Source organism: Bacillus sp. AK031, assembly GCF_053903065.1.
The window spans coordinates 4,126,998-4,151,790 of sequence record NZ_CP096424.1 but is presented as its reverse complement, the minus strand read 5'-3'; the positions used below and the strand labels follow the sequence as shown (position 1 = coordinate 4,151,790).

Here is a 24,793-nt window from a genome sequence, read left to right as displayed (position 1 = left end):
GGAAAGGAGGAAACACGAATGCCGAAAGTAGCATTATTTAACCAAAGCGGATCACAAGTTGGTGATGTAGAACTTAATGATTCAGTATTTGGTATCGAACCAAATCAAAACGTACTATATGAAGCTGTCATCATGCAAAGAGCATCTCAGCGTCAAGGTACAAGCAAAGTAAAAGGCCGTTCTGAAGTAAGAGGCGGTGGACGTAAACCATGGCGTCAAAAAGGTACTGGGCGTGCACGTCAGGGATCTATCAGATCACCACAATGGCGCGGCGGTGGTACTGTATTTGGACCGGTTCCACGCAGCTACAGCTACAAACTTCCTAAGAAAGTTCGTCGCTTAGCTATCAAATCTGCTCTTTCTACTAAAGTTGCAGACGAGAACATCCTAGTATTAGAATCTCTTGTTTTTGATGCACCAAAAACAAAAGAATTCGCTAACGTATTGAAAAACCTTTCAGTTAACTCTAAAACACTAGTGGTAACAGAAGGTTCAGAAGATAACGTGGCACTATCAGCACGCAACATTCCTGGTGTAACAGTTGTTGCAGCTAACGGAATCAGCGTACTGGACGTTGTTGCTCATGATAAATTAATCATCACTAAAGCAGCAGTTGAAAAAGTAGAGGAGGTGCTTGCATAATGGATGCACGCGATATCATTAAGCGCCCCGTAATTACAGAACTTTCAACTGATCTTATGGCTGATAAAAAATACACTTTTGAAGTCGACACTAGAGCGAACAAGACTCAAGTTAAAGATGCAGTTGAAGAAATCTTCGGCGTTAAAGTTGCAAAAGTGAACGTTATGAATTACAAAGGCAAGTTCAAGCGTATGGGAAAACATGCTGGCTATACGAACAAACGTCGTAAAGCAGTTGTCACTCTTACAGCTGAAAGCAAAGAAATCGAATTCTTTGAAGTATAATCCTAAAAATTAGAAGAGGAGGGAAAAAACATGGCGATTAAAAAGTATAAACCAACCTCTAATGGTCGTCGCGGTATGACTTCATCTGATTTCGCAGAGATCACTACTGACAAACCAGAAAAGTCATTACTAGCGCCTTTACACAAAAAAGGCGGCCGTAACAACCAAGGTAAGTTAACAGTTCGTCATCAAGGCGGCGGTCATAAGCGTCAATACCGTGTTATCGACTTCAAACGCGATAAAGATGGTATACCAGGACGCGTTGCTACAATCGAGTATGATCCAAACCGCTCAGCAAACATTGCATTAATCAACTATGTAGATGGAGAAAAGCGTTACATCCTTGCTCCGAAGACAATTCAAGTGGGTATGGAAGTAATGTCTGGTCCTGAAGCAGATATTAAAGTAGGTAACGCATTACCACTTATCAACATCCCTGTAGGTACTGTAGTTCATAACATCGAACTTAAACCAGGTAAAGGCGGACAATTGGTACGCTCTGCTGGTACATCAGCACAGGTTCTTGGTAAAGAAGGTAAGTACGTACTTGTACGTTTAAACTCTGGTGAGGTTCGCATGATCCTTTCATCTTGCCGCGCAACTGTCGGTCAAGTGGGTAACGAACAGCACGAACTAATCAACATCGGTAAAGCAGGTCGTTCTCGCTGGTTAGGCAAGCGCCCAACTGTACGTGGATCTGTAATGAACCCTAACGATCACCCACACGGTGGTGGTGAAGGACGCGCTCCTATCGGACGTAAATCACCAATGTCTCCATGGGGTAAACCAACTCTTGGATTCAAGACTCGTAAGAAAAAGAACAAATCTGACAAGTTTATTGTGCGCCGTCGCAAAAAATAACGGGATTGAACTACGGTTCAACTACAGAGCCGTAGAACAATCACGAAGGGAGGTTCAAACATGGGTCGTAGCTTAAAAAAGGGACCTTTTGTTGATGATCATTTGATGGTTAAAATCGAGAAGTTAAACGAAGGCGAAAAGAAACAAGTTGTTAAGACTTGGTCACGCCGTTCAACAATCTTCCCGAATTTCATCGGTCATACAATCGCAGTTTACGATGGTCGTAAACATGTACCAGTATATGTAACGGAAGACATGGTAGGACACAAGCTTGGTGAATTCGCACCATCTCGTTCTTACAAAGGTCATGGAAATGATGACAAGAAAACAAGACGCTAATTGAGAGGAGGGTATCCTAATGCAAGCTAAAGCTGTCGCTAAAACAGTTCGTATTGCTCCTCGTAAGGTACGTTTAGTGGTTGATCTAATCCGAGGTAAGCAAGTAGGTGAAGCTGTAGCGATTTTAAATCTTACTCCTAAAGCTGCTTCTCCAGTAGTTGAGAAAGTATTAAAATCTGCTATCGCTAACGCAGAACATAACTATGACATGGACGTGAACAACTTAGTCATCACTGATGCCTTTGTTAACGAGGGTCCAACAATGAAACGCTTCCGCCCACGTGCGATGGGACGCGCAAGCCAAATCAACAAACGCACAAGCCACATCACTATCGTGGTATCAGAAAAGAAGGAGGGATAATTCGTGGGTCAAAAAGTACATCCAGTCGGACTGCGTGTAGGAGTTATTCGTGATTGGGAATCAAAATGGTACGCTGATAAAGATTATGCCAATCTTCTGCACGAAGACCTTAAAGTACGTGAATATATTGCGAAACGTTTAGTAGACGCATCTGTTTCTAAAGTAGAAATCGAGCGTGCGGCTAACCGCATCAATATTACAGTTCATACAGCAAAACCTGGTATGGTTATCGGTAAAGGTGGTACAGAGGTTGAAGCTTTACGTAAAGCTTTGAATGAGCTTACTTCTAAGCGTGTACACATCAATATCGTTGAAATCAAGAGAGCAGACCTTGACGCGAAACTAGTTGCAGAGAATATCGCTCGCCAATTAGAAAACCGTGTATCTTTCCGTCGTGCTCAAAAACAATCTATCCAACGTGCAATGCGCGCAGGAGCTAAGGGTATCAAAACTCAAGTATCTGGTCGTCTTGGCGGTGCAGATATCGCTCGTGCTGAACATTACAGCGAAGGAACAGTTCCACTTCATACACTTCGCGCTGACATTGATTATGCTCATGCTGAAGCTGACACAACTTACGGTAAACTTGGTGTTAAAGTATGGATCTATCGTGGAGAGGTCCTTCCTGCTAAGAAGAAATCTGAGGAAGGAGGAAAATAATTATGTTATTGCCTAAACGCGTTAAATATCGTCGTGAACATCGTGGTAAGATGCGTGGTCGCGCTAAAGGCGGTCAAGAGGTTGCGTTCGGTGAATACGGCTTACAAGCTGTAGAAGCTTCTTGGATCACTAACCGTCAAATTGAAGCTGCACGTATCGCTATGACTCGTTACATGAAACGTGGCGGTAAAGTGTGGATTAAAATTTTCCCTCACAAACCTTACACTGCTAAGCCTCTAGAAGTCCGAATGGGTTCTGGTAAAGGTGCTCCTGAAGGATGGGTTGCAGTTGTTAAACCTGGAAAGATCATGTTTGAAATTGCAGGTGTATCTGAAGAGGTAGCTCGTGAAGCACTTCGTCTTGCATCACACAAACTTCCTATTAAGACTAAGTTTGTGAAAAGAGAGGAAATTGGTGGTGAATCAAATGAAAACTAATGAAATCCGTGACTTAACCACTGCCGAAATTGATCAAAAAGTAAAATCTTTAAAAGAAGAACTATTCAACCTTCGCTTCCAGCTTGCGACAGGACAGCTTGAAAACACTGCCCGCATTCGTGAAGTGCGCAAAGCGATCGCTCGTATGAAAACTGTAATCCATGAAAGAGAGATCGGCGTTAACAATCGATAATTGAGAGGAGGTTTGCAGAATGAGTGAACGCAACCAACGTAAGGTTTATACTGGCCGTGTTGTTTCCGATAAAATGGATAAAACAGTTACAGTTCTAGTAGAAACTTACAAAAAACACTCACTTTACGGCAAACGCGTAAAATACTCTAAAAAGTTTAAAGCTCATGATGAGCAAAACGAAGCTAAAACTGGCGATATCGTTCGTATCATGGAAACTCGCCCGCTTTCAGCTACAAAACGTTTCCGTTTAGTAGAAGTAGTAGAAAAAGCAGTAATTATTTAATTATATTGTTCGGATTGATGTTTATTCCGAAGGGAGGTTACCTAGATGATTCAACAAGAATCTCGTTTGAAAGTTGCCGACAACTCTGGTGCTCGTGAAGTTTTAACAATTAAAGTACTTGGCGGATCTGGCCGTAAGACAGCGAATATCGGTGATGTTATCGTATGTACAGTAAAACAAGCAACACCAGGTGGCGTTGTTAAAAAAGGCGACGTAGTAAGAGCTGTTGTTGTTCGTACGAAGAGCGGAGTTCGCCGTACAGACGGAACTTACATTAAGTTTGATGAAAACGCATGTGTAATAATCCGTGATGATAAAGGACCGCGTGGTACTCGTATCTTCGGACCTGTAGCACGTGAATTGCGCGAAAATAACTTTATGAAGATTGTATCATTAGCTCCAGAAGTTCTTTAATAGAACCTATTGTGCGTTAAGAGGAGGTGCGACTAATGCATGTTAAAAAAGGCGACAAAGTAATGGTTATCACGGGTAAAGACAAGGGCAAGACTGGTATTGTATTATCAGCATTCCCTAAGAAGGACCGTGTTCTTGTAGAAGGAATCAATGTTATTAAAAAACACTCAAAACCTTCTCAAGCGAATCCGCAAGGCGGAATCATCAGCCAAGAGGCACCTGTTCATGTATCGAATGTAATGCTGCTTGATCCGAAATCTAACGAGCCAACTCGTGTAGGATTCAAGAAGGTTGATGGTAAAAATGTACGTGTAGCAAAAAAATCTGGTGAAGTTCTAGATAAATAGTTCAAAGTAGAAGGGAGGTACTCTAAATGAACCGCCTAAAAGTAAAATTTAATGACGAAATCACTCCAGCTCTAATGAGCAAGTTCAGCTATAAATCAGTAATGCAGGTACCTAAGATCGAAAAGATTGTTGTTAACATGGGTATCGGCGATGCAGTTGCAAATGCAAAAGCATTAGACGTAGCTGTAGAAGAATTGACACTTATCACTGGTCAAAAACCAGTCGTAACTAAAGCTAAAAAATCTATCGCAGGTTTCCGTCTTCGTGAAGGCATGCCTATCGGTGCGAAAGTAACTCTTCGCGGCGAGCGTATGTATGAGTTCCTAGATAAATTAATCTCTGTATCTCTACCACGTGTACGTGACTTCCGCGGTATCTCTAAAAAAGCATTCGATGGTCGCGGTAACTACACTCTTGGTGTTAAAGAGCAGCTGATTTTCCCAGAGATCGACTATGATAAAGTTTCCAAAGTACGCGGAATGGATATCGTAATCGTTACAACTGCAAACTCTGATGAAGAATCACGTGAGTTATTGACTCAATTCGGAATGCCATTTCAAAAGTAATCTCTAAATAAAGGGAGGCGAAAATGTGGCTAAGAAATCAATGATCGCAAAACAAAAACGTACACCTAAGTACAATGTTCAAGGATACACACGCTGTGAGCGTTGTGGGCGTCCACATTCAGTAATCCGCAAATTCAAACTTTGCCGTATCTGTTTCCGTGAACTTGCATACAAGGGTCAAATTCCTGGCGTTAAAAAAGCCAGCTGGTAAAACCCTATATTGGGAAGGAGGTAAATTATTATGACATTGACAGATCCAATTGCAGATATGCTTACTCGCATCCGTAATGCGAACATGGTACGTCACGAGAAGCTAGAAATACCTGCTTCTAACATCAAAAAAGAAATCGCCGAAATCCTGAAACGTGAAGGTTTCGTGCGTGACGTGGAATTTGTAGAAGATAACAAGCAAGGGGTTATCCGCATTTTCTTGAAATACGGTTCAAACAACGAACGTGTAATCACTGGCTTAAAGCGTATCTCTAAACCAGGTCTACGCGTATATGCAAAAGCTAACGAAGTTCCTAAAGTACTTAACGGTCTAGGTGTTGCTCTTGTTTCTACTTCTCAAGGAGTATTAACAGACAAAGAAGCCCGCGCTCAGCAAGTCGGCGGAGAAGTACTAGGATACGTTTGGTAATATTTTTGAAATGAATGGAGGTGCAACAGTATGTCACGTGTAGGTAAAAAACCTATCGAGCTGCCAGAAGGCGTTACAATTACTACTGATGCCAATAACGTAACTGTAAAAGGTCCTAAAGGTGAATTGTCTCGTACATTCAGCCCGGATATTAAAGTAGAAATTCAAGATAACGTAGTGACTATCACTCGTCCATCTGAATCAAAAGAACACCGTGCATTACACGGAACGACTCGTGCTTTGATCGCTAACATGGTTGAAGGTGTTTCTAAAGGATTCGAAAGAAATCTTGAACTAATCGGTGTAGGTTACCGTGCTCAAAAACAAGGAACTAAACTTGTATTGAACGTTGGATACTCTCACCCAGTAGAATTCGAACCTGAAACAGGAATCGAAATCGACGTTCCTGCTAATACAAAGATCTCAATCAAAGGTATCGACAAAGAGCGTGTTGGTGCGATTGCTTCCAACATCCGCGCTGTCCGTCCTCCTGAGCCTTACAAAGGTAAAGGTATCCGTTACGAAGGCGAATACGTACGCCGTAAAGAAGGTAAAACAGGTAAATAATGCCGCTTAGGCAGTAGAAAGGAGTGACCTTAATGATCACTAAGCCATCTAAAAACAAAACGCGTAAGAAAAGACACGCACGTGTACGTTCTAAAATCACTGGAACTGAACAACGTCCTCGTTTAAACGTATACCGTTCAAATAAAAACATCTACGCTCAATTGATCGATGATGTAAATGGTGTAACTTTGGCAAGTGCTTCTACTGTAGATAAAGAAATCAGTCTTGATTCTACTGCAAACGTAGACGCAGCAGTTAAAGTCGGTGAACTAATTGCCAAACGCGCAACTGATAAAGGGTTGAAATCTGTAGTATTTGACCGTGGAGGTTACCTATACCATGGTCGCGTAAAAGCATTAGCCGATGCTGCTCGTGAAAACGGCCTAGAATTTTAATAAAAAAGGAGGGACATATAGATGCGTCGTATTGATCCAAACAAACTAGAACTTGAAGAACGCGTAGTAACGATCAACCGTGTAGCGAAGGTTGTTAAAGGTGGTCGTCGTTTCCGCTTCGCTGCTCTTGTAGTAGTTGGAGACAAAAACGGTCACGTAGGTTTCGGTACTGGTAAAGCTCAAGAGGTACCTGATGCTATTCGCAAAGCGATTGAAGATGCGAAGAAAAATCTTGTTGAAGTACCTATGGTAGGTGGAACTACTCCTCACCAAGTAATCGGACGTTTTGGTGCTGGTGAAATCCTTATTAAGCCTGCTTCTGCCGGTACAGGAATCATCGCTGGTGGACCTGTGCGTGCGGTACTTGAATTGGCTGGTGTAGCTGATATCCTATCTAAATCATTGGGATCCAACACTCCAATCAACATGATCCGTGCAACAATCGAAGGTTTAAAACAATTAAAACGTGCTGAGGACGTAGCCAAATTACGTGGTAAATCAGTAGAAGAACTGTTAGGATAAGGAGGGATAACGATGGCAAACAAACTAGAAATTACCCTCACTCGCAGTGTGATTGGTCGTCCGAAAGACCAACGCGAAACAGTAAAGGCTCTGGGCTTACGTAAGCTTCATCAAACAGTTGAACAACAAGATAATGCTGCTATGCGCGGTATGATCAATAAGGTTGCTCACTTAGTCACGGTTAAAGAAGCTTAATTAGATTCTTTGTAAATAAGGAGGTGCCGACATGAAATTACATGAATTAAAACCTGCAAAAGGTTCACGCAAAGAGCGCAATCGTGTAGGCCGTGGGACTGGTTCCGGTAATGGTAAAACATCCGGAAAAGGTCATAAAGGTCAAAACGCACGTTCTGGCGGCGGAACTCGTCCTGGTTTCGAAGGTGGTCAAACACCTTTATTCCAACGTCTTCCTAAGCGCGGTTTCACGAACATCAACCGTAAAGAATATGCGATCGTAAACCTTGATGCATTAAATCGCTTTGAAGATGGAACTGAAGTTACACCTGAACTTCTAATCGAAACGGGTGTAGTTAGCAGCGAAAAAGCTGGAATCAAGATTCTTGGTAAAGGTAACATTGAGAAAAAGCTTACAGTAAAAGCAAACAAATTCTCATCTACTGCTAAAGAAGCAATTGAAGCTGCTGGCGGTAAAACTGAGGTGATTTAATGTTTCAGACAATCTCCAATTTTATGCGCGTGGGTGATATAAGAAACAAAATTATTTTCACCCTTCTTATGCTAGTCGTCTTTCGTTTAGGTACTTTCATTCCAGTGCCAAGCGTGGATGCAGAAGTGCTGAAAATGCAAGAACAGGCCGGCTTGATCGGCTTTCTAAATACATTCGGCGGAGGAGCCTTACAAAACTTCTCGATCTTTGCTATGGGGATCATGCCGTATATCACAGCATCTATCATCGTGCAGCTTCTGCAGATGGATGTTGTGCCTAAATTTACGGAATGGTCTAAACAGGGGGATGTTGGCCGCCGTAAATTAGCTCAGTTTACCCGCTATTTCACGATCATACTTGGTTTTATCCAGGCACTGGGTATGTCTTATGGATTTAACACAATGTATGGTGGATCTTTAATCCCGAACCCAAGTGTTACGACGTACATGTTAATCGCTTTGATTTTAACTGCTGGTACGGCGTTCCTATTATGGCTGGGTGAACAGATCACTGCCAAAGGTGTTGGAAACGGTATTTCGATTCTGATTTTCGCAGGTATCGTAGCAGCTATTCCTAATGCAGTAAACCAATATTACGCTTCTCAACTCGAAGGTGCCGGTGAACAGCTGTTCCTTCGCATTGTTGTGACGTTATTGATCATTTTAGCAATCGTGGCGATTGTAGTAGGTGTTATTTTCATCCAGCAGGCACTTAGAAAGATTCCTATTCAGTACGCTAAGCGTCTTGTAGGCCGTGGTACTGCAGGTGGACAATCAACTCACTTGCCATTGAAAGTTAATGCTGCAGGTGTAATTCCGGTAATCTTTGCGATTTCCTTCATTATTACGCCTCAGACTATTGCTTCATTCTTTGGCACGAATGATGTAACGAGCACCATCCAGTACATCTTCGACTATACACAGCCAGTTGGAATGATTATCTATGTAGCATTGATCATTGCATTTACTTACTTTTATGCTTTCATTCAAGTTAACCCAGAACAAATGGCAGATAACTTGAAGAAGCAAGGTGGTTACATTCCGGGAATTCGCCCAGGTAAAAACACTCAAGAGTATTTGACAAGGGTCTTATATCGCCTTACTTTCGTCGGTGCGATATTCTTAGCTGTCATTTCCATTCTTCCGGTTTTCTTCATTAAGTTTGCAGGCCTTCCGCCGGCAGCTCAAATTGGAGGAACAAGCTTGCTTATCGTTGTGGGTGTTGCACTCGAAACGATGAAAGGGCTGGAAGCTCAGTTGGTGAAACGCCACTATCAAGGCTTCATTAAACAATAAAAGGTTTTGGGGACATTCGTTCCCTGAAACCATAATAGAGACTGAGGTGGAATTCGAGTGAATATAGTATTAATGGGCTTGCCAGGTGCTGGAAAAGGTACTCAAGCTGAAAAGATTGTTGAAAAGTATGGTATACCCCATATCTCTACAGGCGATATGTTCCGTGCTGCTATGAAAGAAGAGACGGAACTAGGTTTGAAAGCAAAATCTTTTATGGATAAAGGTGAACTGGTTCCTGATGAAGTAACCATCGGAATCGTTCGCGAGCGTCTCAGCAGAGAAGACTGCCATAAAGGTTTCCTTTTAGATGGGTTTCCAAGAACAGTAGCTCAAGCTGATGCTCTTGAATCCATGCTGGCTGACCTTGGCAAGAAAATTGATTATGTGATTAATATACAGGTTGATAAAGAGGTATTGATGGAACGTCTTACCGGACGACGCATTTGCAAAAATTGCGGAGCTACTTATCATCTGGTATTCAATCCTCCAAGCGAAGAAGGTGTCTGCGACCGCTGCGGCGGTGAACTTTATCAGCGTGCTGATGACAACGCAGAGACAGTTCAGAACCGATTGGATGTCAATATTAAACAAACTCAGCCGCTTCTTGACTTCTATCAAGATAAAGGCTACTTAGTTAATATCGATGGACAGAGAGATATCAATGATGTCTTCTCCGAAATTGATGAACTAATCGGGAGCTCTCGCTAATGATCATTTGTAAAACTCCTCGTGAGATAGACATCATGCGTGAAGCAGGTAAGATTGTCGCACTCACTCACAAGGAATTGCAAAAGCATATTGCCCCGGGAATAACGACAAATGAATTGGATGCAATCGCTGAAAAATTCATACGTCAATATGATGCAATTCCTTCTTTTAAAGGTTATAATGGGTTTCGTGGCAGCATTTGTGCTTCCGTAAACGATGAATTGGTCCATGGTATTCCTGGTGACCGGACGTTGAAAGACGGCGATATTATCAGCATCGATATCGGTGCTAAATATATGGGTTATCATGGTGATTCCGCCTGGACTTATCCTGTTGGAACTATAGATGACGAAACTCAAAGACTGCTGGATGTAACTGAGGAATCATTATATCTTGGCTTAAAAGAAGCAAAACCAGGTGAACGTCTATCGAACATCTCTCATTCGATTCAGACTTATGTTGAAGCAGAAGGGTTTTCCATTGTTCGTGAGTATGTCGGACACGGGGTTGGTCAAGACTTACATGAGGATCCCCAAATTCCTCATTATGGTCCTCCTAACAGAGGTCCGCGTCTAAAACCTGGTATGGTACTTGCTATTGAACCTATGGTGAATGCAGGCAGTCGTTATGTAAGGACATTAGTTGATAACTGGACAGTTGTTACAGTTGATGGTAAAATGTGTGCGCACTTCGAACACACAATTGCCATTACAGAAGAAGGTTACGAGATTTTAACGAAAGCCTAAGTGAAGGTGATCTGATTGATCGAGTCCGATACGACTCCATGTATAGGGCAAATCGTCTCAACACAAAGAGGAAGGGACGCCGGGCAGTTCTCGGTTGTCATCCGGCAGGTGGATGAACGATTTGTATTAATTGCTGATGGAGATAAACGAAAGTTTGATCGTCCAAAGAAAAAGAACATTCAACATCTCTATTTTCACAATTATATCTCTCCAGAAGTTCAGAACAGTTTATTGGAAACTGGGCGAGTGACAAATGGGAAACTGCGTTACGCTCTAACAAAGTTTTTGAACGAAGTCTTAGATGATGTTAAGAAGGGAGACAAATTCGATGGCGAAAGATGATGTAATTGAAGTAGAAGGCACAGTAGTAGAAACTTTGCCTAATGCTATGTTTAAGGTAGAATTAGAAAATGGTCATACGGTACTTGCTCACGTATCAGGCAAGATTCGCATGCACTTTATCCGGATCCTGCCAGGAGATAAAGTAACAGTTGAACTATCTCCATATGACCTGACTCGTGGAAGAGTTACTTATCGTTATAAATAATTCATTGCACTCCGTACTCTCAAGGAGGTTAGAATAAGATGAAAGTCAGACCATCTGTAAAGCCGATCTGCGAAAAATGTAAAGTTATTCGCCGTAAAGGTAAAGTAATGGTTATCTGTGAAAATCCTAAACACAAACAAAAACAAGGCTAATAAAGAAGGAGGTGCGCTTTTAATATGGCACGTATTGCTGGTGTTGATATCCCACGTGACAAACGTATTGTCATTTCATTAACATATATTTTCGGTATTGGAAAAAATACTGCGAAGAAAATTCTTGCTGAATCAGGTGTATCTGAAGACACTCGCGTTCGCGATTTGACTGATGATGAACTTGGAAAAATCCGTGATATCGTAGACAAGTTGAAAGTTGAAGGAGATCTTCGTCGTGAAATCTCTCTTAACATCAAACGTCTAATGGAAATCGGTTCTTACCGTGGCCTTCGCCACCGCAGAGGTTTACCGGTTCGCGGACAAAACACAAAAAACAATGCTCGTACTCGTAAAGGTCCTCGTAAGACTGTAGCGAACAAGAAAAAATAATAAGTAAAGGAGGTACATCTTAAAATGGCACGTAAAACTAACACTCGTAAGCGTCGTGTGAAAAAGAATATCGAATCTGGTATTGCACACATTCGTTCTACATTCAACAACACTATCGTAATGATCACTGACGTTCATGGTAATGCTGTAGCATGGTCAAGTGCAGGTTCTTTAGGGTTCAAAGGTTCTCGTAAATCTACTCCTTTCGCTGCACAAATGGCTGCTGAAACTGCTGCAAAAGCATCCCAGGAACATGGATTGAAAACTCTTGAAGTAACAGTAAAAGGACCTGGTGCAGGCCGTGAAGCAGCAATCCGTGCTCTTCAAGCTGCAGGACTAGAAGTTACTGCAATCAGAGACGTTACTCCAGTTCCTCATAATGGATGTCGTCCACCAAAACGTCGCCGTGTTTAATTTCTCTGTATAATTTTCGTATCCCTGTCAATAATGGATATGATAAAATGATGCGTTCAAAAGAGATTAAACCAGTTGTTGGTATACAATCGGGAACGTAAACATGGGAAATTTCGGTGACCTAAGAGATACCGGGATTTCGACGTTTTGAAGGAGGGTAAATATTAATGATCGAAATTGAGAAACCAAAAATTGAAACGGTTGAGATCAGCGATGATGCCGCATTTGGAAAATTCGTCGTAGAACCACTCGAGCGTGGGTATGGTACAACTTTGGGTAACTCCTTACGTCGTATCCTATTGTCCTCACTCCCTGGTGCTGCTGTTACATCCATTCAAATTGATGGTGTACTGCACGAATTTTCAACAATTGAAGGTGTCGTGGAAGATGTTACGACAATCATCATGAATATTAAAAAGCTTGCTCTGAAGATTTATTCTGATGAAGAGAAAACGCTTGAAATCGATGTTCCTGGTGAAGGAGTAGTAACAGCTGCTGATATTACTCACGATAGTGATGTAGAAGTTCTTAACCCGGATCTGCACATTGCTACTTTGTCTACTAACAGCAACTTCCGTATGCGTCTGACAGCTCAACGAGGTCGAGGATATACACCTGCTGATCAAAACAAACGTGAGGACCTGCCAATCGGCGTGATCCCAATCGACTCTATTTACACTCCAGTTTCACGCGTTAACTATCAAGTAGAAAACACTCGTGTTGGTCAATTGACTAATTTCGATAAACTTTCTCTTGATGTTTGGACTGACGGAAGCATTGGCCCGAAAGAAGCCATTTCTTTAGGCGCTAAGATTCTAAATGAGCATCTTAACATTTTTGTCGGTCTTACTGACGAAGCTCAGAATGCTGAAATTATGGTAGAAAAAGAAGAAGACCAAAAAGAGAAAGTTCTGGAAATGACTATTGAAGAACTTGATCTGTCTGTTCGTTCATATAACTGTTTGAAGCGAGCTGGAATCAACACTGTTCAGGAACTTGCCAACAAGACTGAAGAAGATATGATGAAAGTCCGCAACCTTGGACGCAAATCCCTGGAAGAAGTTAAAGTTAAACTTGAAGACTTAGGTCTGGGCTTGCGCAAGGACGACTGAAAGAACGAAAGCTTTGAATAGTTAACAAAGGAGGGAATCTTAAATGGCATACAGAAAGTTAGGACGTACTAGCGCTCAACGTAAAGCAATGCTTCGCGATTTAGCTACTGACCTAATCATCAACGAACGCATCGAAACAACAGAAGCTCGTGCAAAAGAACTTCGCTCAGTTGTTGAGAAAATGATCACATTAGGAAAACGTGGTGACTTGCATGCACGTCGTCAAGCATCCAGCTTCATCCGTCATGAAGTTGCGAATGCTGAAGAGAACCAAGATGCAGTCCAAAAGTTATTTGCTGACATCGCTGGCCGCTACACAGAGCGTCAAGGCGGATACACTCGTATCATGAAGCTTGGACCTCGTCGCGGTGACGGTGCTCCAATGGTAATCATTGAGCTAGTATAATTTTCATAAAAACACAACGAGGGCAGGACAGTTATTATGTTAACTGCTTCTAGCCCTTTTTGTTTACTTCTTAGTCAATACACAAAAAGCAGAGCGTTATGATGAGCATTCCTTGAAGTGACTCGTCTAGCTCCATGCACCTCTTCCAGCTTCTATTCGATAGAAGTCCGTTCATAGAGTGAACAAGAAAGCAGCAGCTTTTCTTTGGAACGAGGTGCAGGCTTTTTTTTGTATTGAGGACTTTTTTGCTTGCAGGCAACTTTACCTGTAGCATTCCCAATTAGATGAAAAATAGAAGAGAACAGAGAGAGTCTAGATGAGTTGAGAGGAGGATCATTATGGGAGAGCTCATATCCATAGAAAATGTAAGCTATCGTTATAACGATCAGGACAGATACGCACTGAATGATATTTCATTAAAAGTATATAGGTCTGAATGGCTGGCGATCGTAGGCCATAATGGTTCTGGCAAATCCACACTCGCAAAAATGCTGAATGGGTTGCTGTTTCCTGAAAAAGGTACTGTCAGTGTAGACGGAATCCATTTATCAGAAGAAAGCGTTTGGGATATTAGAGCCAAAATAGGAATGGTCTTTCAGAACCCTGATAATCAATTTGTTGGTACGACAGTCGAAGACGATGTGGCTTTTGGTTTAGAAAATCACGGTATAGCACATGGAGAAATGGAAGAAAGAGTCCAAGGTGCGCTAAAGCTGGTCAATATGAGTGATTTTCTTAATCAAGAACCTCACCATCTGTCAGGCGGACAAAAGCAAAGGGTTGCTATTGCCGGAATCGTGGCATTGCGTCCCGATATAATCATTTTGGATGAGGCGACCTCCATGCTCGATCCACAGGGCAGGCAGGAAGTGCTTCAAACGATTCGGGAGCTTAAAGAAACCAGTAATCTGACTGTCATTTCCATTACACATGATTTAGAAGAAGCTGCAAAGGCAGATAGGATTCTCGTTTTGAACAAAGGAGAAGTTTTTAAGGAAGGCACTCCAATGGAGATATTTAAGCTGGATGAAGAGTTGACGGAGCTTGGCTTGGATATCCCCTTTCCAAGCAGGATGGCAAAAGCGTTGAGAAACAGGGGTCTTTCTTTGAAAGAGACCTATTTATCACAAGAAGAATTGCTGAGAGATTTATGGACATTGCACTCGAACAAGTAGAATACAAGTATTCTGCAGGTACGCCTTTTGAAAAGCTGGCTCTTGAGGACCTCAACCTCCTCCTGCCATCCAAGAAATACACAGCCATCATAGGCCATACCGGTTCAGGGAAATCCACTCTTCTGCAGCATTTAAATGCTCTTCTGAAACCAACTTCAGGCAGGGTAGTGATAGGAGATTATGAAATTACTCCAAAAAAGAAAAATAAGCTTTTGAAGCCAATCAGGAAACGCGTAGGAATCGTTTTCCAATTTCCCGAGCACCAGCTGTTTGAGGAAACCGTCATGAAGGATATTTGTTATGGCCCTCTTAACTTCGGCATCTCACAGGAAGAGGCAGAAGCAAGGGCAAGGAGACTAATGGGGACGGTAGGCCTGAATGAAGAGGTTTTGGAGCGCTCCCCGTTTGACCTATCAGGAGGCCAGAAACGCAGAGTCGCCATAGCAGGCGTATTGGCCATGGAGCCGGATGTCCTGGTGCTGGATGAGCCAACAGCAGGACTTGATCCCAGAGGGCGGACGGAGATAATGGACATGTTCCACCGCATTCACCAGGAGAAAGGGCTGACAACGGTTCTCGTGACACACAGTATGGAGGATGCTGCCCAATATGCAGATGAGATAGTCATCATGCAAAAAGGAAAGCTTGTCGGTAAAGGCTCACCCCAAGAGATCTTTTCTCAACCGGAGTGGCTGTTTTCGCTGGGGCTGGATGTACCGGATGTGGTCAAGTTCCAATATCGCATTGAACAGCAGCTGGGATATAAATTTGACAGGACATGCCTGACCATCGATGAACTCGCATCAGAGGTTGAAGCCTATACGAAACGTGGTGGCCGATTATGATGGATAAAATGATTTTCGGCCGTTATATTCCAAGTGATTCATTTGTCCATAGAATGGACCCGCGATCAAAACTGATCTTTGTATTTGCCTTTATATGTATAGTATTTCTCGCTAATAACGCTGCTACGTATGCGTTGCTGGGAGCATTCACTCTCGCGTCAATGTTATCAGTGAAAGTGCCCTTGAAGTTCCTGCTTGGGGGACTTAAGCCGGTCATGTGGCTTGTCCTGTTCACCTTCCTGCTTCATATCCTTTTTACAAAAGAAGGGGATGTGCTGTTGGATGCCGGTATTGTGAAAATCCATGAAGAAGGTCTTAGGCAGGCTATCTTCATCTCTCTAAGGTTTACCTACTTAATTATCGTTACCACTTTATTGACGATGACGACTTCGCCTATATCCATTACAGATGGTCTGGAAACCCTTTTGGAACCATTGAACAAGGTGAAATTCCCTGTCCATGAAATGGCATTGATGATGAGTATCTCTCTTAGATTTATTCCTACCTTGATGGAAGAAACGGATAAAATCATAAAAGCCCAGACAGCCAGAGGAGCAGAACTGGCTTCAGGTCCGGTGAAAGAAAGAATTAAATCCATTGTACCGCTGTTGATCCCTTTGTTTGTCAGTGCCTTCAAGAGGGCAGAAGACCTCGCGACAGCCATGGAAGCCAGAGGATACAAAGGCGGAGAGGGACGAACGAAATACAGGGTGCTCAGCTGGACCGGCAAAGATACTGTTGTGCTCGGATCCCTGGTTATTCTGGCAGGAGTATTGATTGTTTTCAGGGGATAAGCTAGGAGGTTCTTATGCGTCGTATAAAATGTATTGTGGCATATGATGGTTACCCGTTTGCAGGCTATCAGGTACAGCCTGGCAAGCGGACTGTTCAGCTTGAGGTCGAAAATGCGCTAAGTGAGATTCACAAGGGAGAATCAGTGAAAATCGTGTCATCCGGGAGAACAGATGCCGGAGTCCACGCAAAGGGGCAGGTTTTTCACTTTGATACAGGGCTTTCTGTACCCGGTGAAAAGTGGCCGACTGTATTGAACAGCAAGCTGCCCCCTGAGATTGTGGTCACATCTGCTGAAGTGGTGCCATCAGATTTTCATGCCCGTTTTTCTGCCGTGAGAAAAGAGTATCGCTATAGAGTCTACCGAAGCAAGATCGCTGACCCTTTTAAAAGGCATTTCGCCCTTCATTATCCATTTATACTGGACATCGAAGAGATGAGGCGTGCTGCCAATACTCTATTAGGTGAACACGACTTTACCAGTTTTTGTTCGGCCAAGACGGAAGTAGAAGATAAGGTAAGGACCATTTATAGTATTGATATTGAAGAAACAGAAGAAGAAATAACATTCTCCTATGTCGGGAATGGATTTCTGTACAATATGATCAGGATCCTGTCAGGAACCCTGCTGGAGGTTGGCCGCGGAAAGTATAAGGCAGAAGATGTACAACGGATGCTTGAAGCAAAAAACCGCATAGAGGCTGGCAAAACAGCTGCACCGCAAGGGCTTTATTTGTGGAAGGTTTTCTATTGATAATCGATGTGAAATCGGACGATTGAAAAAAAAATTCTAAAACAACTAATCCAGGTGTAACATTCCCTTGACATAAGAGTGGGAAAAAGATATTATAACATATGGTATGTTATTAACCCCACGATAAGCCCCGGAATCTTATTGTGATTAAAGATAAATACTAACGGAACTTTTTATATGATTGATAAATTTTAGGAGGGTAAAACTCATGCGTACGACATATATGGCTAAAGCTAATGAAATCGAACGTAAATGGTACGTTGTCGACGCTGAAGGCAAGACTCTTGGTCGCCTTTCAAGCGAAGTAGCATCTATTTTACGCGGTAAACACAAACCAACTTTCACACCACACGTTGACACTGGTGATCATGTTATCATCATCAACGCTTCCAAGATTGAACTAACAGGTAAGAAACTTACTGACAAAATCTACTACCGCCACAGCCAACACCCAGGCGGTTTGAAATCTCGTACAGCTCTTGAAATGCGTACAAACTACTCAGAAAAAATGCTTGAACTTGGAATCAAAGGTATGCTTCCAAAAGGTTCTTTAGGCCGTCAAATGTTCAAGAAGTTACACGTATTCGCTGGCGCAGAGCATACGCACCAAGCACAAAAACCAGAAGTTTACGAACTTCGCGGATAATCAATAAGAGGAGGTTATTATCTTGACACAAGTTCAATATTACGGAACTGGTCGTCGTAAGAGCTCAGTAGCTCGCGTACGTTTAGTACCAGGTAACGGAAAAATTGTTATTAATGATCGTGAAGTAGAAAACTACATCCCATTCGAAGCACTACGTGAGGTTATCAAACAGCCTCTAGTAGCTACTGAAACAGTAGGAAACTACGATGTACTAGTAAACGTACACGGTGGTGGATACACTGGCCAAGCTGGTGCAATCCGTCACGGTATCGCTCGTGCATTGCTTCAAGCTGATCCTGAATACCGCGGAACTCTTAAGCGCGCAGGATTATTAACTCGTGACGCTCGTATGAAAGAACGTAAAAAATACGGTCTTAAAGGCGCTCGTCGTGCACCTCAGTTCTCAAAACGTTAATCTTTATTATCGTTCGATCCCAGCTGGATTACCCAGCTGGGATTTTTTGTTGTCCAGGTATTTGGTTTGGCATGGGTAATAGACTTAGTGATAGAGGAGGGAGAAGGCATTCTCTAGAGGATCAGGCAGATATTCAGATCGGAAAAATCTGTTATCCGAGATAAATTAAATCAATGAAATCTGAGGATGATATCTGTCGCTCGGCCAGCGAGGCGCATCATTTTGATGAAACCCGAGGATGATGTCCGTCGCTCGTCCAGCGAGGTACACCTTTTCGATGAAATCCGAGGGTGATGTCCTTCGCTTGGCCAGCGAGGCACATCATTTTGATGAAATCCGAGGGTGATGCCCTTCGCTTGGCCAGCGAGGCACATCATTTTGATGAAATCCGAGGGTGATGCCCTTCGCTTGGCCAGCGAGGTACATCATTTTGATGAAATCCGAGGGTGATGTCCTTCGCTTGGCCAGCGAGGTACATCATTTTGATGAAACCCGAGGATGATGTCCGTCGCTCGTCCAGCGGGGTACATCAATTCGATGAAACCCGAGGATGATGTCTGTCGCTCGTCCAGCGAGGCACATCATTTCGACAATATCCGGGGCGTGCCTGTCACAAAGCAGACACCCCGAATCCAAATTGGAAACCATTGCTCGAATGAAGTCAGATATTAAGCAAAAAATACGTTCAAAGGGAGGGAAATACCTTGAACGTAATTACTTCGTTTAATTCGAAAAGAAGAGAGAAGCAGATACAGCATGAAAGGAAGCTGCTGCGTGAGATTTCGATTAAGATGCTGCAGGAAAGCGTCCGTAAACATTTTGGACAAATCAAGATCCAGGGCGGTGTCTTTATGCAGCAGGGGTTTGATGAGGCTTGTTTTGATGTGGCTGTTGAAGCCTATTTGCTAGGCGGCAAAATGAGCAAGTTTGGCTATAAGGGTGAATCTCCAGAGGAGGTACAAGATCGTTGCCAAACCGAAATGAAACACTATATAGATACGTTATATAACTTCTGGCTCTACTGGGCAGAGCTCGGAGTTTCCAATACAGTAGATGAATCCTTTTACTACAGCTGTGAACATTTTGTAGAAACATGGTGGAGTGAAGGTTATACAAATGGTATAAAGAGACACAAGCTGAGGATGCATTAATTTTAGCTCCTCAGTTCTAAATTCAGCCCTTGTCCCATATTTTTTATAGAGATGGGGGAGGGGAATGTGAATGAATAAATTAAAGATAATTGGATTTGCCAGTGTCGTCATCATATTATTTCTTATTTTTCAATATAAGCTGCTGGATACCGACACATGGGAATCCTGGAATCTTCCTTTATCGGGAAAGATTATTTATATTGATCCGGGACATGGCGGCCCTGATGGGGGAGCCGGCGACAAGCAGGCTTTGGAAAAAGATATTGCACTGGAGGTCTCAGAAAAGCTGCGAGATTATTTTCAGGAACAAGGCGCACTTGTCATGATGACAAGGGATGATGACAGTGATCTGGCGCCAGAAGGTATGAAGGGGTACAGCAGAAGGAAGACAGCTGACTTGAAAAAAAGGCTGGAGCTCATTAATGAATCAGAAGCAGATCTTTACTTGAGCATTCATCTGAACGCGATTCCTTCCAGCAGGTGGAGCGGGGCGCAGACATTTTACAATCCAAAATATAAAGAAAATAAAGCCATCGCAAAGTCCATTCAATCTGAATTGATCAGGAACCTGGAAAATACAACAAGAGAGGCGAAAGGCATCCAGAATGTCTATCTGGTTAAGCATATTAATAAACCGGGTGCACTCGTGGAAATCGGCTTCCTTTCCAATCCTGGAGAGAAAGCAAACCTGATGACCGAGAAGTATCAGGAAAAAGTCGCCGCTTCTATTTATGAGGGTATATTGAAATACTATGATGAGGAAACTGATGAGGATTAAGCCTCTCAGTTTTTTTTATTTTGGTATGCAAGGTGTTAGACAATTCAATACAATTAGAATATGTTATACTGGAATAGGATGAAAACGAATTCAAGATTAAAGGAAGGTGCCAGTATGTTAACAGAACAGCAAGTGAGAGATTTATTATATAAAATCAAAGATCCTTTCCTACATAAAACGCTTGAGGAAACAAATGGCGTGCTTGAAATTAATGTAAAAGAAGAGAAACAGCATGTCAGCGTTAAAGTAGCCATTGCCAAAACGGGAACGGCTGAACAAATGCAGATGCAGCAGGAAATCGTTAAGATCTTAAAAGAAAATGGAGCGGAAACAGTAGGTATACGCTTTGCGGACCTTTCTCCTGAAGAGCTGGAAAAGCATAGAGGTGCTCAAGGGGAAGCGGATGGTGAGTCCGGAAACCTTCTTTCGCCTGGAAGCAAGACAACGTTTATAGCCATTGCCAGCGGAAAAGGCGGAGTGGGGAAATCAACTGCGGCCGTTAACCTTGCTGTTTCTTTGGCAAGAGCAGGCAAAAAAGTGGGGCTTGTGGATGCAGACATCTATGGCTTCAGTGTCCCTGATATGATGGGTATTGTGAAAAGGCCGGTTGTCAGAGGAGAAAAAATTATACCGGTTGAAAGGTTTGGAGTGAAAGTCATCTCCATGGGCTTCTTTGTGGAAGACAATGCGCCTGTTATTTGGAGAGGACCAATGCTCGGTAAGATGTTAAACAACTTTTTCGGTGAAGTAGAATGGGGAGACCTTGACTATCTTCTCCTTGATCTACCTCCTGGAACAGGGGATGTAGCACTTGATATCCATACGATGCTTCCACAATGTAAAGAAATCATCGTGACGACACCTCATCCGACTGCAGCATTTGTTGCTGCCCGTGCAGGAGCAATGGCTTTGAGCACCGATCATGAAATCTTGGGTGTTATCGAGAACATGTCTTACTTCGAAAGCAAAACAACAGGGGAAAAAGAATATGTTTTCGGCAAAGGCGGCGGAGAGAAACTCGCAGAAGAATTGAGGACAAACCTTCTTGGGCAACTTCCTCTTCAACAGCCAGATTGGAATGAGGATGACTTTGCGCCATCCGTCTATGATGTTGACCACCGTATAGGCAAAATTTACGGTGATATCGCACATAAAGTAATTGAATTGCTTTCATAAGCACCTTCTTGAAGGAGCGGTCCATTCGTTGCAAGACGCCGAATGGACCGCTCCTTTTTTTATCTTTAAGAGATAATGGGATTTGTGGGAGGAGTGATTCTTCATTCGGACAGAAAAGCCCTAAAGAGGGATTGGGGAGTCCGAATAAGACAGTTATTCGGACAGTGAAAGCTTTAAATGTTGTTGCGGAGTCCGAAACAGGTAGTAATTGAAAAATATTAGTCCCAAATGTCTCCGAATCAAAAACACAGCCCCCTCATGCTTATATATTCCCTGCAACAGAACACACATTAAAAGCGAGCAGATTTCCCGCTCGCTTTCTCCTATCTAAGAGCCTTCACCGCCACCGGATTCAGAACCTCCGCCTTCACCACCGCCGGATTCGCCTCCGCCACCTTCAGCCCCGCCTTCTTTACTTTGTTCTCCGCCCTGTCCTTTCATCTCACTTGCAGCTTTAATCAAGATATCTTGGATTTTAGCTTTGAATAAAGGACTTTCGAATGTCTCCGTGACGACTTGCTGCAGATGTTCCCTATACTCTTTGCTTTTAAGAGTTTCCCCAATTTCCTTTTGCATTTCAGGATCTTTGAAGATATCCATTAACATACCCTGATATTCAGGGTCCTTCATTAAGTCCTTCAGAAGTTTTTCATTTTCGCCTTTCATGCTTTTGGCCATTGCCTCGGCAAACTTTGGATCCTCAAAGGACTTTTTCCAAAACTCACTGCCTTTTTCTGATGTCAGGGTGGTTATAATCGTTTCTTTTACGACCCCTTCATCCATAATCAACTCTTGTTTAATTTTTTCATCAGACATAATATCCTGAATGGCTTTTTTGCCATCATCGGTTTTCAATATATCTACGACCATTTTCTTGGTTTCTTCGTAATCAGGCTGGCTGCTTGCTTGGCCTCCGCCTCCCCCGCCTCCGCAGGCAGAGAGAAAGAAGAGCGGAACTAATATAAGAAAGGATAATTTTTTCATCTTTAAGCCCCTTTCACTAAAAATATCCCTACATTTAATATGAGTAAAATAAAAAAAAATATACCGCATGGCAAGGTTGATGTGGATTTTTTAAATGGTCGTTTGGTACAATCAAAGAAGTACAAAAAAATGTAATGGAGGCATTTCTTAAGTGACTATCCGGAATTGGATTCGATTATTTTTCTCCACGCTTATGGTAGGTGGGCTTGTAACTGGTATTTCAGGATTAATATTAAGGTGGAATGAATTCGAGCCTTGGTTTAAAGATTTTGACATCGGGAAAATTGTATCTGTATTTTTCTGGCTGGTAGTAGTTGGCTTTACGTTCAGTGTGATCAGTCAGATGGGCTTCTTTGCGTATTTAACGGTACATCAATTTGGGCTGGGTATGTTCCGCTCTTTTTGGAAAACGGTTCAAATTGTAATAACGGCATTTGTTCTTTTTGATTTAGTTTATTTCCGTTTTGATGGGTTTACTGCGGATGGAGAGATATTGTTCTCCTATATCTTTTTGTTTCTGTTAATTGTGGCAGCGGGTTTAGTTGTTGCTTTTATAAAGAACAAACAGTCCGGGCAAAATACATTCGTTTCAGCGATGTTCTTTATGGTGGTTGTAACAGTGCTTGAATGGCTCCCGGTTCTTCAAGCAAACGAAAGTAAGTGGCTCTTTTTGATGCTGTTTGCCTTATTAGCATGTAATGCCTATCAGCTACTTATGCTGCCGAAATATAACAGAAGATCAGAAGAGGAAAGAATGGCGAAGAAATAAAAAAAGGCTGGACCGCTAATTAGATGGCGGTTCCAGCCTTTTTCTTTTAAGGGACAAGGGTAGTTTTTGCCTTCCCATTAGCGATCATTTCAGAAACACTGATGAATTCCCCTTTTGACTTTAACATTTTAACGATTTGAGGGAGTGCTTTTTGTGTCTGCTTCGCTGAATCTGATGCATGCAGCAGAACAATATCACCTTTTTTAGCAGGAGAGACGTTTTCCAAAATCTTCTCCACTCCCGGATTTGTCCAATCCTGTGAATTAACACTCCAATGCACAACGGTATAGCCCAGTTTATCAGCTATGGTTAAAACCCTTTTATCAAAATGGCCAGTAGGCATCCTGATCAGGTTCACATCTTCAATATTCAGCTTTTCAAAAACTTCCTGAGCTTTAAGAATATCCTGCCGAACCTTGCTGTCGTCCAAATCACTATAATCTTCATATGCATAGCCAAGACTGCCGATTTCATAACCTGATTTAATGATCTTTTCAACTATATCCGGATGTCTCTCTGCCCAAGAGCCAGAGAGAAAGAATGTGGCAGATTGCACCCCTTGTTTCTCAAGTCCTTCAAGGATTGGTTCAGCTTTTTCATCTCCCCATCCGACATTAAAGGTAAGGGAGATCCCCTTATCGCCTTTATATATTGCTTTAGGTCCATCTTCTGTAGAAAAAACCGGCAAAGCAGACAGGCTTCCGGTAAAAATGAATAATGCGGTGAAAAAAGAGATAACCAAAATAAGTACAATCTGTTTTATTCTCCTGGCATTCAATGTGTAGAAAACATTCATACTATCCCTCCAAGACACGATTTCCTGTTCTAACATATGCATGTCCGAGGAAAAAATATTACAGAAATGAGAAAAAGCATATTATAAATTCGGTTCTTTTGGAAAAAACTACAATTAACATACAGAAGGGGTGAAAGTATTGCTGGGCTTCTTAATAAATGAAAGAGAAAAACAAGAAATAGAATATTTACTGAAAAGAGAAATGGATGAAATACTATTTGATTTAAAAGATTCCCGGATAGACCACATTGTTAAACGAGCAATGGACGAAAGGTACAAAATATTATTCGCTCTATTTAAAAGGGTTGCGTCTCATAAAGAGTGCATTAAATATATGAAGACATCAAAGCTGCAACAGGAGAGGTGAACAGAAGACTCTTAAAGGAAGTTTAGGGGACAAGCATATGCCGGATATTTTTTTTGTGAAAGCTGTTGACTTTCAATTGCTATCCTGATATATTATTAAAGGTCGCTGTTACACAACGGCGCAACAAAACATCATTAAAAAAACATTTTAAAAAAGTTGTTGACTCAGCTTTTCGAAAATGGTAAGATGATTAAGTC

Annotated in this window: 42 protein-coding genes; 40 read left to right on the top strand and 2 right to left on the bottom strand. The window is 42.3% G+C overall.

Going from position 1 to position 24,793, the window contains the following annotated elements; all coding sequences use genetic code 11:
* Window positions 1-18: 18 nt before the first annotated feature.
* From rplD to M1E09_RS21075, 38 genes are all read left to right on the top strand, one after another.
* The gene (rplD, locus tag M1E09_RS21260; RefSeq protein ID WP_456272768.1) at window positions 19-642 is read left to right on the top strand and encodes a 50S ribosomal protein L4; all 624 of its coding nucleotides are present in this window, start codon (window positions 19-21) and stop codon (window positions 640-642) included.
* The gene (gene rplW / locus M1E09_RS21255; protein ID WP_456272767.1) at window positions 642-926 is read left to right on the top strand and encodes a 50S ribosomal protein L23; all 285 of its coding nucleotides are present in this window, start codon (window positions 642-644) and stop codon (window positions 924-926) included. Before rplD ends, rplW begins: the two co-directional genes overlap by 1 nt.
* A 30-nt stretch (window positions 927-956) precedes the next feature.
* Window positions 957-1,787 (top strand): 50S ribosomal protein L2, encoded by an 831-nt coding sequence (gene rplB / locus M1E09_RS21250; protein ID WP_456272766.1) that lies wholly within the window; start codon window positions 957-959, stop codon window positions 1,785-1,787.
* A 60-nt stretch (window positions 1,788-1,847) separates the two neighbouring features.
* A complete protein-coding gene (gene rpsS, locus M1E09_RS21245) occupies window positions 1,848-2,126 on the top strand; it encodes a 30S ribosomal protein S19 (protein ID WP_113929759.1) in 279 nt (92 codons plus the stop codon).
* A gap of 19 nt (window positions 2,127-2,145) precedes the next feature.
* On the top strand, window positions 2,146-2,487 hold the full coding sequence (rplV, locus tag M1E09_RS21240) for a 50S ribosomal protein L22 (RefSeq protein ID WP_456272765.1): 342 nt from the start codon (window positions 2,146-2,148) through the stop codon (window positions 2,485-2,487).
* 3 nt (window positions 2,488-2,490) lie between these two features.
* A complete protein-coding gene (gene rpsC, locus M1E09_RS21235; RefSeq protein WP_456272764.1) occupies window positions 2,491-3,147 on the top strand; it encodes a 30S ribosomal protein S3 in 657 nt (218 codons plus the stop codon).
* A gap of 2 nt (window positions 3,148-3,149) precedes the next feature.
* Window positions 3,150-3,584, top strand: coding sequence for a 50S ribosomal protein L16 (rplP, locus tag M1E09_RS21230; RefSeq protein WP_113929761.1), 435 nt, complete (start codon window positions 3,150-3,152; stop codon window positions 3,582-3,584).
* Window positions 3,574-3,777: a 50S ribosomal protein L29 gene (gene rpmC / locus M1E09_RS21225; RefSeq protein ID WP_113929762.1), complete on the top strand. Its 204-nt coding sequence runs from the start codon at window positions 3,574-3,576 to the stop codon at window positions 3,775-3,777. Before rplP ends, rpmC begins: the two co-directional genes overlap by 11 nt.
* Window positions 3,778-3,796: 19 nt before the next feature.
* Window positions 3,797-4,060: a 30S ribosomal protein S17 gene (gene rpsQ, locus M1E09_RS21220; RefSeq protein WP_006838979.1), complete on the top strand. Its 264-nt coding sequence runs from the start codon at window positions 3,797-3,799 to the stop codon at window positions 4,058-4,060.
* Between the two features lie 45 nt (window positions 4,061-4,105).
* Complete coding sequence (gene rplN / locus M1E09_RS21215; RefSeq protein ID WP_006838978.1) at window positions 4,106-4,474, top strand: 50S ribosomal protein L14; 369 nt, start codon at window positions 4,106-4,108, stop codon at window positions 4,472-4,474.
* Window positions 4,475-4,509: 35 nt separating this feature from the next.
* The gene (gene rplX, locus M1E09_RS21210) at window positions 4,510-4,821 is read left to right on the top strand and encodes a 50S ribosomal protein L24 (protein WP_456272763.1); all 312 of its coding nucleotides are present in this window, start codon (window positions 4,510-4,512) and stop codon (window positions 4,819-4,821) included.
* A 26-nt stretch (window positions 4,822-4,847) separates the two neighbouring features.
* Entirely contained in the window at window positions 4,848-5,387 is a 540-nt protein-coding gene (rplE, locus tag M1E09_RS21205) for a 50S ribosomal protein L5 (protein ID WP_456272762.1), read from the top strand.
* 25 nt (window positions 5,388-5,412) lie between these two features.
* Window positions 5,413-5,598, top strand: a complete 186-nt coding sequence (locus M1E09_RS21200) for a type Z 30S ribosomal protein S14 (protein WP_456272761.1) — start codon at window positions 5,413-5,415, stop codon at window positions 5,596-5,598.
* Window positions 5,599-5,628: 30 nt separating this feature from the next.
* Window positions 5,629-6,027 (top strand): 30S ribosomal protein S8, encoded by a 399-nt coding sequence (gene rpsH / locus M1E09_RS21195; RefSeq protein ID WP_456272760.1) that lies wholly within the window; start codon window positions 5,629-5,631, stop codon window positions 6,025-6,027.
* Between the two features lie 30 nt (window positions 6,028-6,057).
* Entirely contained in the window at window positions 6,058-6,594 is a 537-nt protein-coding gene (gene rplF / locus M1E09_RS21190) for a 50S ribosomal protein L6 (protein ID WP_456272759.1), read from the top strand.
* A 32-nt stretch (window positions 6,595-6,626) separates the two neighbouring features.
* Window positions 6,627-6,989 (top strand): 50S ribosomal protein L18, encoded by a 363-nt coding sequence (rplR, locus tag M1E09_RS21185; RefSeq protein WP_456272758.1) that lies wholly within the window; start codon window positions 6,627-6,629, stop codon window positions 6,987-6,989.
* A 21-nt stretch (window positions 6,990-7,010) separates the two neighbouring features.
* A complete protein-coding gene (rpsE, locus tag M1E09_RS21180) occupies window positions 7,011-7,511 on the top strand; it encodes a 30S ribosomal protein S5 (protein WP_456272757.1) in 501 nt (166 codons plus the stop codon).
* Window positions 7,512-7,523: 12 nt separating this feature from the next.
* The gene (gene rpmD, locus M1E09_RS21175) at window positions 7,524-7,706 is read left to right on the top strand and encodes a 50S ribosomal protein L30 (RefSeq protein WP_119548608.1); all 183 of its coding nucleotides are present in this window, start codon (window positions 7,524-7,526) and stop codon (window positions 7,704-7,706) included.
* A gap of 31 nt (window positions 7,707-7,737) precedes the next feature.
* A complete protein-coding gene (gene rplO / locus M1E09_RS21170; RefSeq protein WP_456272756.1) occupies window positions 7,738-8,178 on the top strand; it encodes a 50S ribosomal protein L15 in 441 nt (146 codons plus the stop codon).
* Window positions 8,178-9,473, top strand: coding sequence for a preprotein translocase subunit SecY (gene secY, locus M1E09_RS21165; RefSeq protein ID WP_456272755.1), 1,296 nt, complete (start codon window positions 8,178-8,180; stop codon window positions 9,471-9,473). The genes rplO and secY overlap by 1 nt, the downstream gene beginning before the upstream one ends.
* 57 nt (window positions 9,474-9,530) lie before the next feature.
* Complete coding sequence (locus M1E09_RS21160; protein WP_456272754.1) at window positions 9,531-10,181, top strand: adenylate kinase; 651 nt, start codon at window positions 9,531-9,533, stop codon at window positions 10,179-10,181.
* On the top strand, window positions 10,181-10,927 hold the full coding sequence (gene map / locus M1E09_RS21155; protein ID WP_456272753.1) for a type I methionyl aminopeptidase: 747 nt from the start codon (window positions 10,181-10,183) through the stop codon (window positions 10,925-10,927). Before M1E09_RS21160 ends, map begins: the two co-directional genes overlap by 1 nt.
* 15 nt (window positions 10,928-10,942) lie before the next feature.
* Window positions 10,943-11,269, top strand: coding sequence for a KOW domain-containing RNA-binding protein (locus M1E09_RS21150; RefSeq protein WP_456272752.1), 327 nt, complete (start codon window positions 10,943-10,945; stop codon window positions 11,267-11,269).
* Window positions 11,256-11,474: a translation initiation factor IF-1 gene (infA, locus tag M1E09_RS21145; protein WP_113929778.1), complete on the top strand. Its 219-nt coding sequence runs from the start codon at window positions 11,256-11,258 to the stop codon at window positions 11,472-11,474. Before M1E09_RS21150 ends, infA begins: the two co-directional genes overlap by 14 nt.
* Before the next feature lie 38 nt (window positions 11,475-11,512).
* Complete coding sequence (gene rpmJ / locus M1E09_RS21140; protein WP_003156543.1) at window positions 11,513-11,626, top strand: 50S ribosomal protein L36; 114 nt, start codon at window positions 11,513-11,515, stop codon at window positions 11,624-11,626.
* 24 nt (window positions 11,627-11,650) lie between these two features.
* Window positions 11,651-12,016 (top strand): 30S ribosomal protein S13, encoded by a 366-nt coding sequence (gene rpsM / locus M1E09_RS21135; RefSeq protein ID WP_148941950.1) that lies wholly within the window; start codon window positions 11,651-11,653, stop codon window positions 12,014-12,016.
* A gap of 24 nt (window positions 12,017-12,040) precedes the next feature.
* Entirely contained in the window at window positions 12,041-12,430 is a 390-nt protein-coding gene (gene rpsK / locus M1E09_RS21130; RefSeq protein WP_113929780.1) for a 30S ribosomal protein S11, read from the top strand.
* A 167-nt stretch (window positions 12,431-12,597) separates the two neighbouring features.
* A complete protein-coding gene (locus tag M1E09_RS21125; protein ID WP_113929781.1) occupies window positions 12,598-13,542 on the top strand; it encodes a DNA-directed RNA polymerase subunit alpha in 945 nt (314 codons plus the stop codon).
* 43 nt (window positions 13,543-13,585) lie between these two features.
* Window positions 13,586-13,948, top strand: a complete 363-nt coding sequence (gene rplQ / locus M1E09_RS21120) for a 50S ribosomal protein L17 (RefSeq protein ID WP_148941952.1) — start codon at window positions 13,586-13,588, stop codon at window positions 13,946-13,948.
* A gap of 338 nt (window positions 13,949-14,286) precedes the next feature.
* A complete protein-coding gene (locus M1E09_RS21115) occupies window positions 14,287-15,123 on the top strand; it encodes an energy-coupling factor ABC transporter ATP-binding protein (RefSeq protein ID WP_456272751.1) in 837 nt (278 codons plus the stop codon).
* Entirely contained in the window at window positions 15,099-15,968 is an 870-nt protein-coding gene (locus M1E09_RS21110) for an energy-coupling factor ABC transporter ATP-binding protein (RefSeq protein WP_456272750.1), read from the top strand. The genes M1E09_RS21115 and M1E09_RS21110 overlap by 25 nt, the downstream gene beginning before the upstream one ends.
* Window positions 15,965-16,762 (top strand): energy-coupling factor transporter transmembrane component T family protein, encoded by a 798-nt coding sequence (locus M1E09_RS21105; protein ID WP_456272749.1) that lies wholly within the window; start codon window positions 15,965-15,967, stop codon window positions 16,760-16,762. Before M1E09_RS21110 ends, M1E09_RS21105 begins: the two co-directional genes overlap by 4 nt.
* 14 nt (window positions 16,763-16,776) lie before the next feature.
* Window positions 16,777-17,514 (top strand): tRNA pseudouridine(38-40) synthase TruA, encoded by a 738-nt coding sequence (truA, locus tag M1E09_RS21100; protein ID WP_456272748.1) that lies wholly within the window; start codon window positions 16,777-16,779, stop codon window positions 17,512-17,514.
* A 208-nt stretch (window positions 17,515-17,722) separates the two neighbouring features.
* A complete protein-coding gene (gene rplM / locus M1E09_RS21095) occupies window positions 17,723-18,160 on the top strand; it encodes a 50S ribosomal protein L13 (protein WP_421382691.1) in 438 nt (145 codons plus the stop codon).
* A gap of 22 nt (window positions 18,161-18,182) precedes the next feature.
* On the top strand, window positions 18,183-18,575 hold the full coding sequence (gene rpsI, locus M1E09_RS21090; protein ID WP_456272747.1) for a 30S ribosomal protein S9: 393 nt from the start codon (window positions 18,183-18,185) through the stop codon (window positions 18,573-18,575).
* Between the two features lie 704 nt (window positions 18,576-19,279).
* Complete coding sequence (locus M1E09_RS21085; RefSeq protein WP_456272746.1) at window positions 19,280-19,726, top strand: DUF2521 family protein; 447 nt, start codon at window positions 19,280-19,282, stop codon at window positions 19,724-19,726.
* A gap of 70 nt (window positions 19,727-19,796) precedes the next feature.
* Window positions 19,797-20,504 (top strand): N-acetylmuramoyl-L-alanine amidase CwlD, encoded by a 708-nt coding sequence (cwlD, locus tag M1E09_RS21080; RefSeq protein WP_456272745.1) that lies wholly within the window; start codon window positions 19,797-19,799, stop codon window positions 20,502-20,504.
* Window positions 20,505-20,618: 114 nt separating this feature from the next.
* Window positions 20,619-21,680: a P-loop NTPase gene (locus M1E09_RS21075; RefSeq protein ID WP_456272744.1), complete on the top strand. Its 1,062-nt coding sequence runs from the start codon at window positions 20,619-20,621 to the stop codon at window positions 21,678-21,680.
* A 327-nt stretch (window positions 21,681-22,007) separates the two neighbouring features.
* Here M1E09_RS21075 and gerD read toward each other — a convergent pair whose 3' ends face one another.
* A complete protein-coding gene (gene gerD, locus M1E09_RS21070) occupies window positions 22,008-22,664 on the bottom strand; it encodes a spore germination lipoprotein GerD (protein ID WP_456272743.1) in 657 nt (218 codons plus the stop codon).
* Window positions 22,665-22,815: 151 nt separating this feature from the next.
* On the opposite strand from gerD, the gene M1E09_RS21065 reads away from it, so the two are divergent.
* The gene (locus tag M1E09_RS21065) at window positions 22,816-23,433 is read left to right on the top strand and encodes a KinB-signaling pathway activation protein (protein ID WP_456272742.1); all 618 of its coding nucleotides are present in this window, start codon (window positions 22,816-22,818) and stop codon (window positions 23,431-23,433) included.
* 46 nt (window positions 23,434-23,479) lie between these two features.
* On the opposite strand, the gene pdaB is transcribed toward M1E09_RS21065, so the two are convergent.
* Window positions 23,480-24,229, bottom strand: coding sequence for a polysaccharide deacetylase family sporulation protein PdaB (gene pdaB / locus M1E09_RS21060; protein ID WP_456272741.1), 750 nt, complete (start codon window positions 24,227-24,229; stop codon window positions 23,480-23,482).
* A gap of 139 nt (window positions 24,230-24,368) precedes the next feature.
* Between pdaB and M1E09_RS21055 the strand changes: the two genes are divergently transcribed.
* On the top strand, window positions 24,369-24,596 hold the full coding sequence (locus tag M1E09_RS21055) for a hypothetical protein (RefSeq protein WP_456275046.1): 228 nt from the start codon (window positions 24,369-24,371) through the stop codon (window positions 24,594-24,596).
* The last annotated feature ends 197 nt before the right edge of the window (window positions 24,597-24,793 follow it).